This window comes from Haloferax sp. Atlit-48N (genome assembly GCF_003383015.2).
GTDB classification, from domain to species: Archaea; Halobacteriota; Halobacteria; order Halobacteriales; family Haloferacaceae; genus Haloferax; species Haloferax volcanii.
On record NZ_CP137689.1, the window covers coordinates 2724513 to 2744583 of the forward strand.

General features: G+C 63.7%; 11 protein-coding genes, 2 tRNA genes and 3 rRNA genes. 3 read left to right on the plus strand and 13 right to left on the minus strand.

The window, feature by feature from the left end; genetic code table 11:
* From DEQ67_RS14480 to DEQ67_RS14515, 8 genes are all read right to left on the minus strand, one after another.
* A complete protein-coding gene (locus DEQ67_RS14480; RefSeq protein WP_004063111.1) occupies nucleotides 1–855 on the minus strand; it encodes a hypothetical protein in 855 nt (284 codons plus the stop codon).
* A gap of 597 nt (nucleotides 856–1452) precedes the next feature.
* A complete protein-coding gene (locus DEQ67_RS14485) occupies nucleotides 1453–1638 on the minus strand; it encodes a hypothetical protein (protein ID WP_004041631.1) in 186 nt (61 codons plus the stop codon).
* 60 nt (nucleotides 1639–1698) lie between these two features.
* Nucleotides 1699–1775 (minus strand) — tRNA-Cys (locus DEQ67_RS14490).
* 185 nt (nucleotides 1776–1960) lie between these two features.
* A 5S ribosomal RNA gene (rrf, locus tag DEQ67_RS14495) occupies nucleotides 1961–2082 on the minus strand.
* A 113-nt stretch (nucleotides 2083–2195) separates the two neighbouring features.
* Nucleotides 2196–5108 (minus strand): 23S ribosomal RNA (locus tag DEQ67_RS14500).
* A 217-nt stretch (nucleotides 5109–5325) separates the two neighbouring features.
* Nucleotides 5326–5397, minus strand: a tRNA-Ala gene (locus tag DEQ67_RS14505).
* Nucleotides 5398–5494: 97 nt separating this feature from the next.
* Nucleotides 5495–6967 (minus strand): 16S ribosomal RNA (locus tag DEQ67_RS14510).
* Together the 16S, 23S and 5S rRNA genes with 2 tRNA genes alongside form the textbook arrangement of a ribosomal RNA operon.
* 743 nt (nucleotides 6968–7710) lie before the next feature.
* Complete coding sequence (locus DEQ67_RS14515) at nucleotides 7711–8025, minus strand: non-histone chromosomal MC1 family protein (RefSeq protein ID WP_004044781.1); 315 nt, start codon at nucleotides 8023–8025, stop codon at nucleotides 7711–7713.
* A 237-nt stretch (nucleotides 8026–8262) separates the two neighbouring features.
* Between DEQ67_RS14515 and DEQ67_RS14520 the strand changes: the two genes are divergently transcribed.
* The 3 genes from DEQ67_RS14520 (at nucleotide 8263) to DEQ67_RS14530 (ending at nucleotide 11030) form a co-directional block, all read left to right on the plus strand.
* Nucleotides 8263–8460 carry a hypothetical protein gene (locus DEQ67_RS14520; protein WP_004044784.1) on the plus strand — a complete coding sequence of 66 codons (198 nt, stop codon included), beginning with the start codon at nucleotides 8263–8265 and terminating at the stop codon, nucleotides 8458–8460.
* Nucleotides 8461–8520: 60 nt separating this feature from the next.
* The gene (locus DEQ67_RS14525) at nucleotides 8521–9576 is read left to right on the plus strand and encodes a quinone-dependent dihydroorotate dehydrogenase (RefSeq protein ID WP_115891789.1); all 1056 of its coding nucleotides are present in this window, start codon (nucleotides 8521–8523) and stop codon (nucleotides 9574–9576) included.
* Between the two features lie 95 nt (nucleotides 9577–9671).
* Nucleotides 9672–11030, plus strand: coding sequence for a DUF6498-containing protein (locus DEQ67_RS14530; protein WP_255418830.1), 1359 nt, complete (start codon nucleotides 9672–9674; stop codon nucleotides 11028–11030).
* 63 nt (nucleotides 11031–11093) lie between these two features.
* On the opposite strand, the gene DEQ67_RS14535 is transcribed toward DEQ67_RS14530, so the two are convergent.
* The 5 genes from DEQ67_RS14535 to DEQ67_RS14555 form a co-directional block, all read right to left on the minus strand.
* On the minus strand, nucleotides 11094–13706 hold the full coding sequence (locus tag DEQ67_RS14535; RefSeq protein ID WP_115860765.1) for a valine--tRNA ligase: 2613 nt from the start codon (nucleotides 13704–13706) through the stop codon (nucleotides 11094–11096).
* Between the two features lie 91 nt (nucleotides 13707–13797).
* Nucleotides 13798–15003, minus strand: coding sequence for a trans-sulfuration enzyme family protein (locus DEQ67_RS14540; RefSeq protein ID WP_115801923.1), 1206 nt, complete (start codon nucleotides 15001–15003; stop codon nucleotides 13798–13800).
* 343 nt (nucleotides 15004–15346) lie between these two features.
* Entirely contained in the window at nucleotides 15347–17059 is a 1713-nt protein-coding gene (pheT, locus tag DEQ67_RS14545) for a phenylalanine--tRNA ligase subunit beta (RefSeq protein ID WP_115860763.1), read from the minus strand.
* Nucleotides 17059–18558: a phenylalanine--tRNA ligase subunit alpha gene (locus DEQ67_RS14550; RefSeq protein WP_115801925.1), complete on the minus strand. Its 1500-nt coding sequence runs from the start codon at nucleotides 18556–18558 to the stop codon at nucleotides 17059–17061. The genes pheT and DEQ67_RS14550 overlap by 1 nt, the downstream gene beginning before the upstream one ends.
* Before the next feature lie 279 nt (nucleotides 18559–18837).
* Nucleotides 18838–20025, minus strand: a complete 1188-nt coding sequence (locus DEQ67_RS14555) for an NAD(P)/FAD-dependent oxidoreductase (protein WP_115801926.1) — start codon at nucleotides 20023–20025, stop codon at nucleotides 18838–18840.
* Nucleotides 20026–20071 lie beyond the last annotated feature (46 nt).

The following is a 20071-nucleotide window of genomic DNA, read 5'->3' on the forward strand; positions in this document are numbered from 1 at the left end:
TCAGTACCGCGACGGGAGGAACGCCATCCCGGTGAGGAGAACCACCGTGGTGAACGAGACGATAGTGACGCCCCAGAGGCCGTTTTCGGTCTCGTGGAAGCGGTCGATTTCTGACAGCTGCGTCTGGTAGCTGTCGTAGTTCTGCGTCAGGACGAGCGTCTCGCCGTCCGGGAAGTACGCGAGGTACTGCTGGTCCGAAATCGTCACGTTCGCCTCGTTGTCGACGGCGACCGTGTTCTCCTCGGGGGCGAACCACTCGATGGTCACGCCGGAGGTCTCGACGGCGGCGACGGTGACAGACTGGTTGTTGTAGTCGAAGGAGTCACCCTCGGCGACGGTGCGCGTCTCGTTGGCCGGGAAGTACTCGTCGACCGAGACGAGCGTCGAGTCGTTGACGACGACGTAGCGCTCGCCGTTACGGGTGACGGTCTCGTTGTCGGCGTTCGAGTCCGCCTGGAGGATTGCAGTCTCGTTGTACAGTTCGACCAGCGTCGCCTCGCTGGGGTCCGAGACGTTGGCGATTTCGACACGGTAGTCCGTGCCGTCGAGCGTGACGGTGCTCTCGTTGTCCCACGTCTCCGTGTACCGGGCCGAATCGTTCACGTACGTGAGTTCACCGGAGCGGACCAGCGTGGTCCCACCACCGTGGCCGCCCGACTCCTCCTCTTCGGTTATCGACGACACTGTGTACGTCTGGTCGCTACCGGGGACGGAGAACTCGTCTCCCTGTGCCAGCGAGTACTCTGGGTTCTCGAAACTGACCGACGGCGTCGATGCAGTCGCGATGAGCGAGTATGCACCGGCACCGATGACCAGGAAGAACACGACGGAGATGACCGCGGCGCGTCGTTGCATGGTTTCGGCATGGGCCACGCGGCGTATAACGATTACTTTTCCTCGGAGCGTGTCACCGCGTCGCGCGACCGTCGGCGGCGACTCTCACCCTCAATACAGTGGGCCGGCGGGCACTCGCGGTCGCGGATTGACGCGACTTTTTGAATCTGTCGGCCGAACGGGCGTGTCACGAGTTACGGACCAGCCGTCCGGCGACGCCGAACCGGGCGGAGGCCGTGACGCGCGAGGAGACTACGCGATAGAGCGGTGGGAGCTCGCCTCCGGTTCGACTTCCTTGACGCGCTCGACGGCGCGTGTTCCGACACCGTGACCTGACCGCCGCGCCCCTCGTCTTCGATGGCTGCCTACACCACGCCGCTGACGGGCCGACGGTTCTCCCCGTTTCGCGCCGCCCGCGACGCTGGACGTGCTCAAGAGATGTTCGACGACCCGCGAACGAGCGGCGACACGGTGATGAGCAGAAGGGACTCACGAAGATGACTCTCAGAGACGTGTGCAGTCGGAAAAACCGACGGCGGACGCTCGTATCTCACGACGGCAGCCGAGTCCGTACCGACGGCGGTGCTCGAAGGTCGATGTCACCGACAGCGCGCCGGGTCACTCCGCGGAGTCGAGAACGCAACCGAGGCGCTCGCCTAACTCCGGCGCGCTACTACGTGTGTTTCGTCCGTCGAACCAAGGGTTCGAGCGGGGAAAACGCCACTCGACGCCCTTGAGGTCGTACGCGAACTGGGCGACGATGACGCGGTCGACGCCCTCGAAACACGACTCGTGCGATAGCATCGCCACTCACTGATTCGATGCCGGGACGCGTCGCTCCGGGGCGTAACGTCCGAAAGGAAAAGCCAAGGGCCGGATTTGAACCGGCGGGGGTTCCGCTCTGCAGGCGGATGCGTTGGGCCGAACTCTGCCACCTTGGCGCAGTTACTGGTATCCCGGTCTTGTGCTTAAGCCTGACGGTGTGCGACCTGAGTCGGGCGTTTTCGAGACTCTGCCCGACGCAGTCGCTCTGTGTATGCGTGTGCGAGCGGCCGTGCGTGCCGCTCTGCATAAAATGAACAAAGCCCACTGGACACCGCGTCCAGTAGGCTTTGTGAAGTATGAATGGGGGCGGCGAACTGGATTTCCCAGAGGATCGCTCACTCCAGTACTGACCAGAACGCAGGTGAGCTTAACTTCCGTGTTCGGGATGGGTACGGGTGGAACCTCACCGCTCTGGCCGCCTTAATGCCGACCAACGGAATCGAACCGTTGCCATACCAATATCGGTCGGGCCGTCTTACCAATGTGTCCGTGCAATCCAGTTTGCGCCTGGACCCGTTCTCGGGTCTCAGTGCGTATGAATGTGGCTTGGACTGTTAGTGCTCGCGGGCTTAACAACTCGTTGCCTCGTTGCGCACACCCCGAGTCTATCGAACTCGTCTTCTACGAGTGTCCTCAGTGGAACTTCTTTTCCGTGTGGGTTTCGAGCTTAGATGCGTTCAGCTCTTACCCCGTGGTGCGTAGCTGCCCGGCATCTGCCCTCTCGGACAACCGGTACACCAGTGGCACCCATTCGTAGTTCCTCTCGTACTATACGAACGTTCACGTCAAGTTCCTTAACACCCCCAATAGATAGCAGCCGACCTGTCTCACGACGGTCTAAACCCAGCTCACGACCTCCTTTAATAGGCGAACAACCTCACCCTTGCCTGCTTCTGCACAGGCAGGATGGAGGGAACCGACATCGAGGTAGCAAGCCACCGGGTCGATATGTGCTCTTGCCGGTGACGACTCTGTTATCCCTAAGGTAGCTTTTCTGTCATCTACGGGTCCCATGAATGAACCTCGTAGGTTCGCTAGACCACGCTTTCGCGTCAGCGACACTCGTTGGGAATGTCACTGTCAGACTTCCGTTTGCTCTTGCGCTCTTCCACGAGTTCCCGACTCGCGTGAGGAAATCTTTGGGCGCGCTCGATATCTTTTCGAGCGCGTACCGCCCCAGTCAAACTGCCCGGCTACCGGTGTCCTCCGCCAGGAGTGAGAGTCGCAGTCACTAACGGGTAGTATTTCAATGCTGCCTCGGTGGCCCGCTGGCGCGGGTACCTGTGTAACGGCTCCTACCTATGCTGCACATTAGCGACCACGTCTCAGCGACAGCCTGCAGTAAAGCTCTATAGGGTCTTCGCTTCCCCTTGGGGGTCTCCAGACTCCGCACTGGAACGTACTGTTCACCGGGCCCAACGTTGGGACAGTGACGCTCTCGTTGATCCATTCATGCAAGCCGCTACTGAAGCGGCAAGGTACTACGCTACCTTAAGAGGGTCATAGTTACCCCCGCCGTTGACGGGTCCTTCGTCCTATTGTACTAGGTGTTCAGATACCCGCACTGGGCAGGATTCAGTGACCGTACGAGTCCTTGCGGATTTGCGGTCACCTATGTTGTTACTAGACAGTCGGAGCGTCCGAGTCACTGCGACCTGCTCGGTCAAGAGCAGGCATCCCTTATCGCGAACTTACGGGACTAACTTGCCGAATTCCCTAACGTCGGTTGATCCCGACAGGCCTTGGCTTGCTCTGCCAGCGCACCTGTGTCGGATCTCGGTACGAGCTTCTTGCTTGTCTTTTCACGGGCTCTAGGTACCGCCGAGTTTCCCTATCTCACCATTCGTTCGCTTCGTGCCGTTACGGCTTCCACGAATTTCGGTGATTCGACGGGGCGAAGGCCCCGCTCGGTGTTTCCTAAAGCGTCGACGTTTAGTGCAAGAAGGTACTGGAATATTAACCAGTTTCCCTTTCATCTATTTCGAATTACGGATAGACTTAGGATCGACTAACCCTCGGCTGATTGACAGTGCCGAGGAACCCTTGCGCGTAAGGCCGTCGGGGTTCACACCCGACTCTCGCTGCTACTGAGACCATGATTTTCGTTGCTGCACGGTCCACACGAGTTCTCACCCGTGCTTCCACCCATGCAGTATGCCAACCTACGGAATCGTGTCGTGTGACACGCCGCCAGGTCTCGGAGGTGGATTTGAGTCCCGATCATTTTCGACGCCTCGAACCTCGGCCGGTAAGCTGTTACGCTATTCTTAGAGGGTAGCTGCTTCTAAGCTCACCTCCCGGCTGTTTAGGGCTCGAGACAATCTTCAATCACACTTAATCCACACTTTGGGTCCTTAACCTGGCTCTGGGTTGTCTCCCTCACGGTGCACAAGCTTACCCCGCACACCGGACTCCCTGAGTCTACGACGTTCGTAAGTTCGGAGTTTGACAGGGAAGCGAACTCCTCTCGGAGTCCGGATTCCCAATCGGTCGCTCTACCTCACGAACTATCTCATCAGAGGTCATGCTTCGACATGTTTCGGTTGGAACCAGCTGTTGCCAAGTTCGATGGGCCTTTCACCCCTACACCAGAGTCACGAGAGGGTATTGTAGGACACCAACTCTAACGGGCCTCCACGCAGCTTTCGCCACGCTTCGCCCTGCTCCGGCGTAGATCACTTGGTTTCGGGTCGCATCCGGTTGGCTCCCCGCCCTTGAAGACGGTGGCCCTGGTCAAAGACTGCGGCCGTATCGGTTTCCCTATGCCTCCGGGGGTTCACCCCTTAGACTCGCCAGTCAGATGCACTCCATGGTTCGTTTTTCAAAACGCACGACGTAACATCGGCTTCACTCGAGTCATACTACGGGATCGCTCCCAGTTCTTTCGTCGAGTGACCTTGTATGCCACGTCGCTCTATCGCCAACTGATTTCAAGCCCTATTGCACCGCCCTGTTCGGGGTGCTTTTCAGCGTTCGCTCACGCTACTTGTTCGCTATCGGTCTCGAGGAGTGTTTAGTCTTCGCAGTTGATGCCTGCGAAATTCACGAGGGATATCCAACCCCCGCTATTCTGGAACAACCCCGGGATCTGGTTCTTATGTTACGGGGTTTTCACCCTGTATCACGCTCCGTTCCAGGAGACTTCACATAAGATCCAGGTCCGTTATGGGTAGTCCGTACACCACATTGCCCGAAGGCTTCGGTTTGGACTGTATCGCGTTCACTCGCCGTTACTAACGACATCGCGGATTGCTTTCTTTTCCTGTTCCTACTAAGATGTTTCAATTCGGAACGTTCCCCATTGCGCGAGGCAATTGCGTGGGGATTCCCATTCGGAGATCCTCAGTTCTTTCCCTCCATGCGGGTCCCTGAGGCTTATCGCAGCTTGGCACGTCCGTCATCGGCTCTCGAGCCGAGCTATCCACCAGCTGGCACAGTAGCCAGTTGATATAGTCACTGTGACCCGGAGAACGGGTCCAGTGGACGCCTGGATTGCACGTACACACGGTTTCATCAAATCCCCTCGGTGACGACCCGAGGCGAATTTTCGACCCTTCCCAACCTCGCTTGCGCGGGATGGTGCATCTGTCGTCAGTATCCATTCAGTCGAAACGTCTTGCCACACTTAAGGGGCACGATCGTTTCGGAGTGGAGTACTGCTTACCATGGACCCACAGGGATTCGAACCCTGGGCATCCTCCTTGCAAAGGAGGCACTCTACCACTGAGCTATGGGCCCGTGTTAGCCCTAGTAGTTCTAAGGTGTCCGAACGGGTGTCATTGGTGAACTCGGAAGATCGCGTGTGAGCCACCCCGTCGGGGTGGTCTCGGTCGTTAGGAGGTGATCCAGCCGCAGATTCCCCTACGGCTACCTTGTTACGACTTAAGCCCCCTTGCGAAGCCCAGATTCGACCACCGTGTGGTGGCCTCATCCGGACCTCACTCGGGTGCTTTGACGGGCGGTGTGTGCAAGGAGCAGGGACGTATTCACCGCACTCTATTGAAATGCGATTACTACCGAATCCAGCTTCATGAGGGCGAGTTTCAGCCCTCAATCCGAACTACGATCGAGTTTAGGAGATTAGCGTTCTCTTTCGAGATAGCAACCCATTGTCTCGACCATTGTAGCCCGCGTGTAGCCCAGCTCATTCGGGGCATACTGACCTACCGTTGCCCGTTCCTTCCTCCGCTTTAGCAGCGGCAGTCCTTCTAATGTACCCAGCCAGTCGAAACTGCTGCTGGCAATTAGAAGTGCGGGTCTCGCTCGTTGCCTGACTTAACAGGACGCCTCACGGTACGAGCTGACGGCGGCCATGCACCTCCTCTCTACAGCGTCGTGATAAGGTCATCAACCTGATCGTCATCACTGTAGTCGGAGCTGGTGAGATGTCCGGCGTTGAGTCCAATTAAACCGCAGGCTCCTCCGGTTGTAGTGCTCCCCCGCCAATTCCTTTAAGTTTCATCCTTGCGGACGTACTTCCCAGGCGGCTCGCTTCTCGGCTTCCCTACGGCACAACACAGGCTCGTAGCCTGTGTCACACCTAGCGAGCATCGTTTACAGCTAGGACTACCCGGGTATCTAATCCGGTTCGAGACCCTAGCTTTCGTCCCTCACCGTCGGATCCGTCTTCTCGAGGTGCTTTCGCCATCGGTGGTCCGTCCAGGATTACGGGATTTCACTCCTACCCCGGACGTACCCCTCGAGCCTTCCGGTCCCAAGCCACGTGGTTTTCACCGGACGCCCGCCAGTTGAGCTGGCGGATTTCCCGATGAACCTTCGTGGCCGGCTACGGACGCTTTAGGCCCAATAATATCGGTCATCACTTGAGCTGCCGGTATTACCGCGGCGGCTGGCACCGGTCTTGCCCAGCTCTTATTCCACGACCGCCTTACAGTCGTGAAAAGCGAGGACTATATGCCCTCGCACTTGGGGTCCCCTTATCGCACTTGCGTGCAGTGTAAAGGTTTCGCGCCTGCTGCGCCCCGTAGGGCCCGGAATCTTGTCTCAGATTCCGTCTCCGGGCTCTTGCTCTCACAACCCGTACCGATTATCGGCACGGTGGGCCGTTACCCCACCGTCTACCTAATCGGCCGCAGCCACATCCTACAGCGCCTGAGCGTTTCGGGGAGTCGGCATTCCAGCATGACTCCCGTATGAACTATTAGCCTCAGTTTCCCGAGGTTATCGTTCTCTGTAGGGTAGTTTGGCCACGTGTTACTGAGCTTTTCGCCACGAGTATGAACTCGTGCAACTAGCATGGCTAAATCGGACCCCAATAGCAATGACCTCCGGCAGGATCAACCGGAATGGGTCGCGACCATTTAAACCTGGTCGCGGGGTGTTGGCGGGTGAATGGCAGCGTAATGCTGTCAAATCACCGTTCAAAGGTCCGAGTTCGCGTGACATCCGTTCGGATGTCACCGAACTACTAGGGCTAACATCAGATACCGTCTTGCGGCGTACCGCAGGGGCGGAATCCTCATTTCCTTCGGACCTGAATCGAAGCGATTCGAGGGTATAAACCCTTCGAACCCCGTTCGGTTCGGGTCCGGTGAGGCAGGACGCGTTGAATCGCCCTGCAATCGCGGTGTGTCGTTCGCATTCATCCGAAATGCCTTGGACCACTTAAGGCCGTCGTATCGTGGCGACCCCCGGGAAGGTGTGTCATCCCGGTGAGCGCCTGACGACCTTGGGGTCGGGGGCGTTCGGTGGAAGCTTTCGGGGGGAGTACCCCCGTGCGCTTCTTCGCATTAATCCGAATGCCCGGGATACATAAAAGGCCGTCGAACCGATGGCGCTTCGTCATGCGGTTTCATGGCGGGGTTACTCATAAAATGATGACAGACTGTCGGGGAGAGCGATGAGTCTCGAAGGGATAGATATCGCGCGACTGGAGGCCGGTCGGTCATCCCCCGCGTCGCACGTGCGGTCTGACCGGGTGTCGGTCGCGCAAGCAGACGCTGGCGGCGCTATCTGAAAGGCGTATCGACTGCACTACGACTCGGATGCTACACGTGCGTGCGCACGATAAGAATGTGAACGTCGGTCGGATTACTCGTCGAGGTGCTCGATTCCCTTCTTGGAAACGTTTCCTTTGGTAATCTTCCCCTCCATCCAGCCGGGCTTGTCCTCGGGGGCGCTGCTGTTCCACGCCCACGCGTCGAAGATGTGGACTTTATCAGTCCCTTTCTCCCGGAGTCGAATCTCGACCGCGTCCGACTTCGCGTCGTCCTCGGAGCCGGCGGGGTCGAGTCGTCGGGCCGCCTTGAGCGCCGCCTGTCTCGGCATGCTGCCCGAAAACACACTCGTCTCTGTACCGTCCTCCTCTCGGAGCACGAAGTTTCGCTTACCGTCCTCGCGTACCATGATTTTCCACCTCTATGGCAATGAACCACATGGCACATGATAAATATATCGCCGGATTTCGACCGACGACGCCGTGATACTTATAAACTCGACCGATTTGCCGGGCCGCCGACCCCACCGAGGTGGCGACGAGTTTCGATGCGAGACGATCCGGTTGCGGCGAAAATCACCACTCCACGGAGAGACGGAGACAACACTTATGTATCCCCTGCGGCGAACCAACGGATAGACCCCCAGATGGTCCGGAAAAAGAAGCTCAGTCCGAGTGGCGCCAAAGACGAGAACGGCGAGTACCACAACGTCCACGTCAACCTCCACGAAGACGAACTCGCGGTCGCCGGGATGGAGATCGGAGACGAGGTGTTCGTCCGCGTTCGGGACGGCAAAATCATCATCCAGAAAGCGGACCCAGACCAGGTCGAACACGACTTCTAAGCGCGTGACCCGTATCGTCTCGAACCGACTCGCCCCCAGCGGACGGCCCGACAGACAGCAATGAACCCCTACCGACTCGCCAAACCGCTCCTGTTTTCGCTCCCGCCCGAGACCGCCCACCGGACCATTCACGGCCTGCTCGCGGCCGCGCGCGGCACGCCCGCCGAACCGCTCTTGGAGCGGCGCTACCGCGTCGACGACGCGCGGCTCGCCACGCGCGCGTTCGGCCTCGACTTCCCGAACCCGGTCGGCGTCGCGGCCGGCTTCGACAAGAACGCCGAGATACCCACCGTCCTCTCGGCGCTCGGGTTCGGCCACGTCGAGGTCGGCGGCGTCACCGCGGAGCCGCAGCCCGGAAACCCGCGCCCGCGGATGTTCCGCCTCCCCGAAGACGAGGCGCTCATCAACCGTATGGGCCTCAACAACGAGGGCGCGGACGCGGTCGGAGAGCGCCTCGCCGCCGGACCGCACCCCGATATCCCGGTCGGTGTCAACCTCGCGCTCTCGGAGGTGACGCCCACCGAGGAGGCCCCCGAGGACTACCGGTACACCTACGAGCGCGTTGCCGACGGCGCGGACTACTTCGTCGTCAACGTCTCGTGTCCCAACAGCGAGGGGTTCCGCGACTTGCAGAACCGCGACTCCCTCGAAGCGATTCTCGGGACGCTCGTCGACGCCGGTGCCGACCCGCTGCTCGTGAAACTCTCGCCGGACCTCCCGGACCCCGCCGTGGAGGACGCGCTCGAAGTCGTCGACGACCTCGGGCTCGACGGCGTTATCGCCAGCAACACGACCACCTCGCGGCCCGACACTCTTCGGAACCCGAACCGAGCAGAACGCGGCGGCCTCTCCGGGAAACCCATCGAGGCCGAGGCCACGAACATGATTCGCTTCATCGCCGAGCGGACCGACGTGCCCGTGGTGGGCGTCGGCGGCGTTTCGGACGCCGAAAGCGCCTATCGGAAGATTCGCGCCGGGGCCGAGATGGTCCAACTCTACACGGGTATGGTGTACGAGGGGCCGTCTATCGCTCGCGACATCAACCGCGGCCTCCTCGACCTGCTCGACCGCGACGGCTTCGACGACGTGGCCGACGCCGTCGGGTCGGGACTGTAACGTTCGCCCGCGACGACCGCTCACCGCGAGAACCGACCGCCCGCGTCTCGGTTCCGAACCGAAGACTGATTTTCCGCCCGGTCGCTTGACAAATCGTGCGCCCGCCCTCCACTCGTGTCTCCGGCGTGCTCGCGGTTCTCGTCTCGAACGCCGTCGCGCCGCTCGGCGTCCTGTTTCTCGGTTGGGCACCGGCCGCGCTCTTCGGCGTGTTCGTCGCCGAAATCGCCGCCGTGCTGTGGTGGACGCTCGTGAAGATACCCTTCGCGGCCAAGCGCCCCAACAACGCCATCGGCGACGGGGACCGGCTGTTCGGCCCGTTGCAGGCCAAACGAGGGTCGGTTTCGCTGCCCGGACCGCTCCCGCCGGGCTATCTTCGGAACGTCCCGACGCTCCTCATCGCGGCGTTCCTGCTCGTCCCGCTCGAACTCGCCGTCGCCTTCGTCGCCTTCGGCCTGACCGACCCGGTCGTCACCGACGAGGTCGCCGGACAAATCCTGCTGGGCGGCGCGGGCGTGTTCGTCGGGCGGGGTGTCGAAACGGTTACCAAATACTTCGCCGCGGGCGGCTACCGCGACCACTCCGCGCGGTCGGTGTTGCTTCCCCCGTTCAAGTTCCTGTTCGCCGCCGGACTGCTGATGTTCGTCTTCGGGCCGTTCGCGGTCGAACTCGAAAACGACGTGTTCCTCGTGGTTCTCGTCGGCCTGAAACTCCTCTACGACCTCCGCGCGCTCCAGCTCGAACGGAGCGAAACGCGAGGCGTCTTCTACCGCCTCTACGGCAGCGAAGAGACCGAGATAGAACCGATTCCGGTCGAGGAGCCGACGGGAGCGCCGACCTATCGAACCGCGCCCGCCCGCGCGGTCGCCCTCACCGATGCGGTCTACCAGAGCCTCCGGTACACGGTCACCAGCGGCGTGCTGTGGTGCTACGGCGTCGCCGCCGCGCTCGTCTTCTTCGGCGCGTGGACGTTCGCGCTCGCGCCGCTCGCCCTCGCCGCCGCGTTCGGGACCCTCCGGGGAGTCTCCCGCTATCTCGAAACCGGCCCCGTCGAGTTCCGGTGCTACGGCGACGTACTCGTCGCCCACGACGCGCTGTTAGACGAGCCGCAAGCCCGCCTCGAACGCGACGCGGTCACCGAGGTCGGCGTGTCCACCCACGCCGTCGACCGCCTGTTCGGCACGGAGACGGTGCGGTTCGAGACCGACGTGGACACGACACCGGACGTGCAACTCACGGTCCCCGACCCCGAGGAGGTCCGCACCGACGACGCGAACGCGAACCACCCGATGACGGTTCCCCACATCCAAGACGCGGCCGCGGTGCTGGCCGCCTTCGACGGCGGCGGCGAAACTGAGGCTGAAGCTGAGTCGGAGGCGGAGACGGAAGCTGAGACCGAGACAGAAGCCGAAACCGAGGCCGAGAGCGAGACACCAGTGCCGAGCCGCGACGGCTGACGAGCCGCGGGCTGGGCGACCGGGTACCGAGAAAAGAGCGAACGAAGCCGACCGAACGACCCCTCAGTCGGCGTGCTGGACGATGACGATGGCGTCGCCGGCTTCGAGCATGTCGCCGTCGCCGACGTACTCGCGGGACTCCTCGATGGTGAACATCTCGGGGTCGAGTTCGACGCCCGCGACGTGCATCACGCCGTCTTCGACCTCGTAGTCGTCGCCTTCGAGCGCGGCCTCGATGTCCGGGACCTGCGCGCCGTACTCGGGGCCGACGAGCGAGTAATCGAGGTCGACGCCGGTCACGACCGACTCGATTTCGGGCTCCTCGTCGAGGAGCTCGAGTTTCTCGATGTGCATCACGCCGCTCACGTCCTCCTCGAAGCCGTGGATGTCGCCGTACACTTCCACGAGGTCGACCGGGGCGTTCATCGAGAGCTGGTTGTCGCTTTTGTACTTACGGAGCGCGCCGACGACGGCCATCGCCGTCTCGCCGGCCGCCACGTCGGCGTCGAGGCCGAGCGGTTCGGGCCACGACTGGTCGTGGACACTCGCCTCGTCGTACATGTCGCGCCAGAGTTCCTCCGTGACGTGCGCGAGGATGGGCGCGAAGCAGGCCAGGAACCGCTTGTGGGCGGTCTGGAGCGTGTACGCCGCCGAGGGGTCGTCGCCCTCGCGGACGCGCTGTTTGGCGATTTCGAGGTAGTCGTCGCAGAACGTGTGCCAGAAGAAACTGCGCAGGCGGTCGCGCGCCTTCGAGAACTCGCGGTTCTCCAGTTTCTCCGTGACGAACTCGAGTTCGCGGTCGAGCGACGCGAGCAGCCAGCGGTCGATGGCCTTCAGGTCGTCGTGGTCGAACTCGGCGGGCGCGTCCTCGGTGAGGCTCTCGACGAGCTTCGAGGCGTTCCAGAGCTTCCGCATGAGCTTCTCGCCCGCGACGAGACCCTTCTCCTGATACGGGAGGTCGTCCCCGACGGCGCTCCCGGCGGCCCAGTAGCGGGCGGCGTCGACCGGGAACTTCTCTAGAACCTCGTCGGGAGAGACGACGTTGCCGACGGACTTCGACATCTTCTCGCGGTTCTCGTCGAGGACCATCCCGTTTATCATGACGCTGTCGAACGGGACCTCGCCGGTGTGCTCGTAGCACTTGACGACCGTGTGGAACAGCCAAAAGGAGATGATGTCGTGGCCCTGCGGGCGCATATCGAACGGGTAGAGTTCGGGCCGGTCGAGTTCCATCGCCTCCGTCTCGGGGTTCCAGTCCCACCCGGCGTTGATGAGGGGCGTGAGCGACGAAGTGGCCCAGGTGTCGAACACGTCGTCCTCGGCGGCGAACTCGTCGTGGCCGCACTCGGGACAGGCGTCGACCGGCGGGTCGTCGGAAAGCGGGTCGACCGGCAGGTCTTCGCGGTCGGCCACGACGACGTGCTCGCAGTCCTCGCAGTACCAGACGGGGAACGGAATCCCCGAGGAGCGCTGCCGCGAGATGGCCCAGTCCCACTGGAGCCCCTCTATCCAGTTCTTGTACCGCGTGAACATCTTCTCGGGGTACCAGTCCATCTGCTCGCCGGCTTCGAGGTACTCCTCGCGCTTGTCGAGCAGTTTGATGTACCACTGGTCCTTGACGAGGAACTCGACGCTCGTGCCGCAGCGCTCGTGGACGTTGACCGTGTGCGTGATGGCGCGCTTGTCGAGGAGCGCCCCGGCGTCGTCGAGGTCGGAGACGATGGCCTCCCGCGCCTCGTCGGCGGAGAGCCCGGCGTAGTCGTCGGCCTCCTCGGTCATCGTGCCGGACTCGTCGATGGCGACGCGGAGCGGCAGGTCGTGGGCCTGATACCACTCGATGTCGGTCTGGTCACCGAAGGTACAGCACATGACGAGGCCCGTGCCCGTTTCGAGGTCGACGCGCTCGTCTTCGAGGATGGGGACTCGCTGGCCGAACAGCGGAATCTCGGCTTCCTGGCCGACGAGGTGCGCGTTGTCGTCGTCGTCGGGGTGGACGAAGACGGCGACGCAGGCGGGGAGCAGTTCGGGCCGCGTCGTGGAGATGACGAACGACTCCTCGGAATCGGCCACGCCGAACTCGATGTCGTGGAAGTGCGAGCCCTGTTCGTCGTCTTCGGTCTCGACCTGCGAGATAGCGGTCTCGCACTCGGGACACCAGATGGCGGGCGCGCGCTGGCGGTACTGCCGGCCCTTCTCGTAGAGGTCGACGAAAGAGAGCTGCGAGACGCGCTGGACCTCGGGCGAAATCGTCTGGTACGTCTGGTCCCAGTCGATGGAGATACCGAGGTTCTGCATCTTCTCCGTGAACTCGCTTTCGTACTCCGCCGTGACCTCGCGGCAGAGCTTCTGGAACTCGCGTCGCTCGTAGTCCTGGTGTTTGATGCCGAGTTGGTCCTCGGTCAGGAGCTCCGACGCGATGCCGTTGTCGTCGTAACCGAACGGGAAGTACACCTCGTCGCCGCGCATCCGGTTGAACCGGGCGACGAAGTCCTGGAGGGTGAAGCCGTAGACGTGGCCCCAATGCAAGCTTCCGGACACCGTCGGCGGCGGTGAGTCGATGGAGAAGACGGTGTCGGGGTCTACCGCACGCTCCGGGTACGCGTACAGGTCTTCGTCGACCCACCTCTCTTGCCACTTCGCCTCGACGGTTTCCGGGTCGTATTCTCCGCTCGGCATTGCGTTGGCGTACCTACAACCGGGCGGACTGTTAAACGCCTCGGTTAAGTGCCCGAGGGGACGGAATTCGGCCGTGCGAGCCCCGGACTCCTCAGAGGACCGACAGCGCCGACGCGAGGTCCGAGCGCAGGTCGTCGACGTGCTCGACGCCCACCGACAGCCGCAACAGCGAATCGGAGATGCCGAGCGCGTCGCGTTCGGTCTGCGAGAGCGGCGAGTGCGTCATCGTCGCCGGATGCTCGATGAGGCTCTCGACGCCGCCGAGGCTGACCGCCAGCGGGAACTCCCGGAGTGCGCCGAGGAACTCGGCGGTCCCGTCGAGGTCGGTGTCGAGTTCGAACGACAACACGCCGCCGAAGCCGGACTGCTGGCGGGCCGCGAGGTCGTGCTGCGGATGGGACTCCAGCCCCGGATACAGCACCCGCGTCACCGCCTCGTGGGAGTCGAGGAATTCGGCGATTTCCATCGCGTTGGTCTCGTGCTGGCGCATCCGCAGGGGGAGCGTCTTGATGCCCCGGAGCGTCAGGTAGGAGTCGAACGGTGAGAGCATCGACCCCATCCCGACGCGCTGGAGGAACGTGAGCTCCTCCAGTACGTCCTCGCGGTCGGTGACGACCGCGCCGCCGATGGAGTCCGAATGGCCGTTGAGGTACTTCGTGGTGCTGTGGACGACCACGTCGGCCCCGAGCGACAGCGGGTTCTGGAACTGCGGGCTGAGGAACGTGTTGTCCACGCCGAAGACCGCGTCGCCCTCGTCGGCGATGGCCGCGATGGCCTCGATGTCGCAGAGGTGCATGAGCGGGTTCGTCGGCGTCTCCATCCAGACGAGCGCCGTCTCCTCGCGCATCGCGGCCGCGACGTTCTCGGGGTCGGTGGCGTCCACGAACGACACGTCCACGTTCAGCCGGTCGGCGAACAGCCGGGTGAGCATCGTCTTCGTCCCGCCGTAGAGGTCCTCGAACGCGACGATGTGGTCGCCCGGCCGGACCACCGCGGTCATCGTCGCCGCGATGGCCGCCGTGCCGGAGACGAACGCCAGCGCGTGGTCCGCACCTTCGAGCGCCGCGAGCCGGTGTTCCAGCGCGTTCCGCGTCGGATTCGACAGCCGCGAGTAGAGGTACTCGCCCGCGTCGGGGTCGAGCGTCTCCAAGTCCGCGTCGGGGTCGATGCTCGGCACCGCGTAGGTCGACGAGAGGTGGACCGGAACGACGACGTCCTCGACGCCCGGGGCCGGGGCCTGCCCGCGCTCGCCGTGGGTCACCGCCAGCGTCTCGCGACGAACATCATTATCGTTCATACAGAAAAAGCGACGACTCGCGTCCTAAAGGTTTCTATCGCGTTCTGACCAAATGCATGAAAAGAATTACTGGAGGCCTGGAATTACCCGAAGTTATCAAATCTCGGTTCGTGGACTCTCAAAAATCCGGACCAAAAATAATCGCTAAACGACTACGCCAGCGCCGACAGGTCGAAGCTCCCACCTTTTTCCGCGACTCGCATCGCTCGTCGCGCAAAAATCTGGACCAAAAATAATCGCCAAACGACTACGCCAGCGCCGACAGGTCGAAGCTCCCACCTTTTTCCGCGACTCGCATCGCTCGTCGCGCAAAAATCTGGACCAAAAACAACCGCCGGAAGCTCTACGCCAGCGACGACAGGTCGAACTCGAACGCCGCGACCGGCAGTTCGAGGTCGTGCTCGACGATGACCTTCGGGTGGAGTTCCCCGACGACGCCGACTTCCTCGCCGTCGATGACGACCGCGGCGGTGCGGCCGTCGATGAACGACGGGTGGTCGGTCGCGGGCGTCTCCAGGTCCGCGCCGAAGTCGCGGCAGAGCGCCGCGAGGCGGGCCTTCGCGTCCTCGTAGGTCGCGTCGTGACGGGCGAGAACGGCCGCGACGTGGCGGGCCTCGGCGACGCGGGTGTTCTCGTCGTCGTCGCGGTGGGCCACGTGGCCGATTTCCGCGAGGTCCTGCGGGTACGCCCGGTGGGTGTTGTTCTCCAGCACCATCGTCAGCGAGGGCAACACCCACGTCCGGAGCATGGTGTAGTCCTCGCTGTACGGTTCGGTGATGGAGGCGGGTTCGCCGCCGCCGAGATACTCGGAACCGACCTCGACGTCCATGCGCTCGTAGTTCTCCTCCTCCGAAATCATGTGGAAGTTGAGCAGGTCCTCGAAGCCGAGGCCGACGAGCGAGGTGCGGACGGCGTCTTCGAGTCGGGAGCGCTCGTGGCGCTGGCCGACCGTCCCCACGTCAGGGTAGCGCGGTTCGAGCTCGTTGAAGCCGTAGGCGCGGCCCACGTCGTCGACGAGGTCGAGCGGGTGGAGCACGTCGACGCGGTACGGCGGAATGGAGACCTCGTAGACGGTTTCTTCGCCCAGTTCGGCGTTCGCGTCGAGGCCGGAGCGCTCGAACAGGTCGATAACCTCGTCCAGCTCCAACTCGACGCCGAGGACCGTCTCGATGCGGTCGTGGGAGACGTGTTTCGTCTCGACTTCGAAGTCGGGCTTCGTGACGGTGCCCGTCTCGTACTGGACCTCGACGTCCTCGATGGTCGCCCCGCGGGCGGCCAGCGCGTAGCAGATGATGTTGCACATCCGGTCGATGGTCCACTGGTCGGTGCCGGTGAGTTCGACGAGCAGGTCGCGGGAGTCCGTCGAAACCTCGGTCCGGCGGCCGTTGATGACCGGCGGGAACGAAAACAGGCCGATTTCGTCGTAGATGGCCGGGTAGCGGTCGTATTCGCTCACGAGGTCGGCGTACTTCCGACCCGTCGCGTGCTGTTCGAGCACCTCGGCGGGCGTGAGTTCGTCGTTGGAGTCGAGCGCGACGAACGTGTCGCCGTCGGGTTCGATACCGGTGTACGTGATGGAGTTGCCGGAGGCGTTCTCCGAGAGCACGTCGCCTTTCAGCATCGTGAGGTCGTGGATGCCGATGGCTCCCTTGGCGCGCTTGCGGCCCATCGTCGCGTGGAGTTTCTCCTGCAACTGGATGAGCGAGTCGAGCGCCGCGTCGTCCAAGTCGACCCCGCGGACGACCGCGCCCGTGACGTAGGGGCGCTCGTCGGGCACGTCGTCGTCGACGACGAACGTCCAGTCGGGGTCGTTCGTGTTCGGCACGGAGACGCCGCGGGCGTCGCCGTACTGGTAGCGAAGCGAGCGGGCGACGCCTTCGACCGACAGGCGGTCGAGGCGGTCGGGACCGAACTCCAGTTGGAACGCCCCGTCGTCGGTGACGCCCTCGAACTCCAGTCCGAGCGCGAACAGGTCGTCTTTGAACTCCTCGTCGGACTTGTCTTCGTGGCCGGTCAGGCGGCGCAGTTCGTCGGGTTGAACGTCGACTACGGGCATTACTTGAGCACCTCCGTCTCGCGGAGCAGGTCGAGGTCGCAGAGCGTTCCGTGCACGTCGCGGATGTCGTCGAAGCCGTACATGAGCATCAGCAGGCGCTCTAAGGCGAGGCCCCACGCCATCACGTCGCACTCGACGCCGAGGGGGCGGAGCACCTCCTCGCGGAACATCCCCGAATTCCCTATCTCGATGAGTTCGCCCGTCTCGGGGTGTCGGCCGAACAGCTCGAACGACGGCTCCGTGTAGGGGTTGTAGTGCGGCTTGAACTGGATGTCCGTGATGCCGAAGTGGGAGTAGAACTCCTCGAACGTACCCATCAGGTCGCGCACCGAGAGGTCCTCGGCCATCACCCAGCCCTCGATTTGGTAGAACTCCAAGAGATGCGTCGGGTCGAGCGTGTCGTTGCGGTACACCTTCTCGACCGAGAAGTACCGCTGCGGCGGCTCTAACTCCCCGACCTCGTGACCCGAGAGGTAGCGCATCGACAGCGACGTGGTGTGGCCGCGGAGCGCGATAGCCCGCGCGAAGTCCTCGGACCACGGCGAGTGGTAGCCGTCGCCGTCGTCGCCGACGCCCTCCAAGTGGGCGTCGCGGACGCGGTCGATGAGGTCCTCGGGGATGTCCTCCATCGGCGGCACGTCGAGGGCGAAGCGGTCCCAGTGGGTGCGCGCCGGGTGGTCCTGGGGCATGAACAGGCAGTCGTTGATCCAGAAGTCCGCGTCGGCGTGCGGGCCTTCCATCTCCGCGAAGCCCATGCCGGTGAGCACGTCCTTCACGCGGTCGGCGGTCTGCCGGAGGATGTGCTTTTTGCCGCCGCGGGCCTCGGGCGCGTCGGCCTCGACGTTGTACTCGGTGAACTCCACGTCCTCCCACTCGCCGGAGGTGAGCATCTCGGGGGTGAGGCGGTCGACCGTCTCCGCCGCCTCGACGCCCTCCATCAGCGCCGTGACGCCCTCGTCTGTGAGGGTGACGGCGCGGATGGTGCGCTCGTGGCGGACCACGAGGTTCCGCGATTCGAGCTGGTCGAGCACGTCGCCGTCGACGGACTCGCCCGCGGAGAGGGCCGCGAGCGCGGCGGCCTCCTCGTCGGCGTCGGGGTCGGCGTCCGCGTCGGGCGCGAGTTCGCCCGAGTCGATGTGCCCGTAGCCCTTGCGCGCGAAGTTCGACAGCGCGATATCGACCTGCGGGCCGCCGAGGGAGGACGCGCCGATGACCTGTCCCATCGGGACCGCGTCGCCGTCGCCCGCGTCGAGCGCGGCGCGGTAGAGCCGGACCTCGGGGAGGCCCTCGTCGGCGTACTCGACGCCCTCGTCTGTCAGTTCGACGGACTCCGCCGTGGTCTCTGCGACCGAGACGAGTCCCTCGTCGCGGAGGTCGAAGACCGCGCCCGTCACCGTCTCGGGCTTCTGGTCTGTCGCCTCCGCGAGCTGTGCAATCGTTCGTTCGTCCGTGGCGCTCGCGGCGTTCAACACCGCGACCTGTGATTCCGGAAGTCGCATCTGGTTCGTTGTGGCGTTAGCCGTCTGGTGGTCGGTTAGCAGTTTCGAAGCCTCGCCGCGCTGGCGGGGCTGACCGGCGGGGTCGGTTTCGTCCGGCGGGCGCGGTGACGCCCGGCCGGAGTCCGCCGACCTCAGGCGGTCAGAAAGAAAACTCCGAACCCGTCGGTGGTCGGTTCGCTCGCTCGCGCCCCGCGCTTGGGTTCGGATACCATATGCGACCGATTGTGAGTGCCGAGTAAAAACGTTCCGCGTCGGCGCCGCGCCGCCCGACGAGCGCTCCTACGCGACGTTCCGCTCGCGGAGCGTCTCGCCCGACTTGAACCGGTCGAGCGACAGCGCCGACACGTCCACCTCGCAGGCGTCCTCGCCGAGACACAGGTCGGCGACGGCCTCGCCGGTCGCGGGCGCGTGCTGGAAGCCGTGGCCCGAAAAGCCCGCGGCGACGACGAGACCGGGGGCCGCCTCGTCCAGAATCGCGTGGTGGTCGGGCGTCACGGCGTACAGCCCGGCCCAACCGTTCCGAATCCGCGTCTCCGGGCCGAAGTAAGCCGCGGCGTCGTCGGCCCGCTCGGTCGCCTCGACCGCCCACTCCACGTCCATCGACTCGTCGAATCGGTCGGGGTCCACGTCGGGGTCCGACGCCGAGAAGTGCCCGCCGACGATGGCGGTCCCCTCCCGTTCCGGCCGGAAGTACGCCCCCGTGTCGAGGTCGATGGTGAGCGGGGCGTCCGCGGGGAGGTCGCCCTCGGGTTCCACGACGGCTATCTGGCGGCGGCGCGGCGCGAGTGGGAGGTCAACCCCCACGAGCGCCGCGACCCGGGCGGACCACGCGCCCGCCGCGACGACCACGGCGTCGGCGTCGATGGAACCGTCCGGCGTCTCGGCGCGCCAGCCGCCGGCGTCGGGAGTGGCTCCCGCATCGACCGAGCCACCGCCGTCACCGACGCGAGCGAGGTCGGTCACGGGCGTCTTCGTCCGAACGTCGACGCCGGCGGCGCGGACCGCGTCCGAGTAGCCCTGCACCGCGGAGTGCGGGTCTGCGACGCCGTCGGCCGCCGAGAACGTCGCCGCGACGAACGACTCGGTTCGGAGCTCCGGGAGGTACTCGGCGGCCTCCGCGGGCGAGAGGACGCGACTCGGCGCGCCCGCGTCGGTCTGCATGGCGACGTTTTCGCGGAACGCCGCGGCGGTCGCCTCGGTCCGGGCGAGAAAGAGGTAGCCCGAACGCCGGTAGTCGATGTCGACGCCGAACTCGTCCGCGAAGGACTCCCAGACTGGGACGCTTGCGAGCGAGAGGTCGACGTTCACGCGCGTCGAAAACTGCGTTCGGATGCCGCCCGCCGCGCGACCCGTGCTACCGCCGCCGAGCGTCCCCGCCTCGCAGACGGTGACCTCGGCCCCGCGACCGGCCAGCGCGTGGGCGCAGGCGAGTCCGACGACCCCGCCGCCGACGATGAGGACGTGCATGGTCGTGTCTGATTCGCCACCGACATGAGTGTGTCTGTCACATACT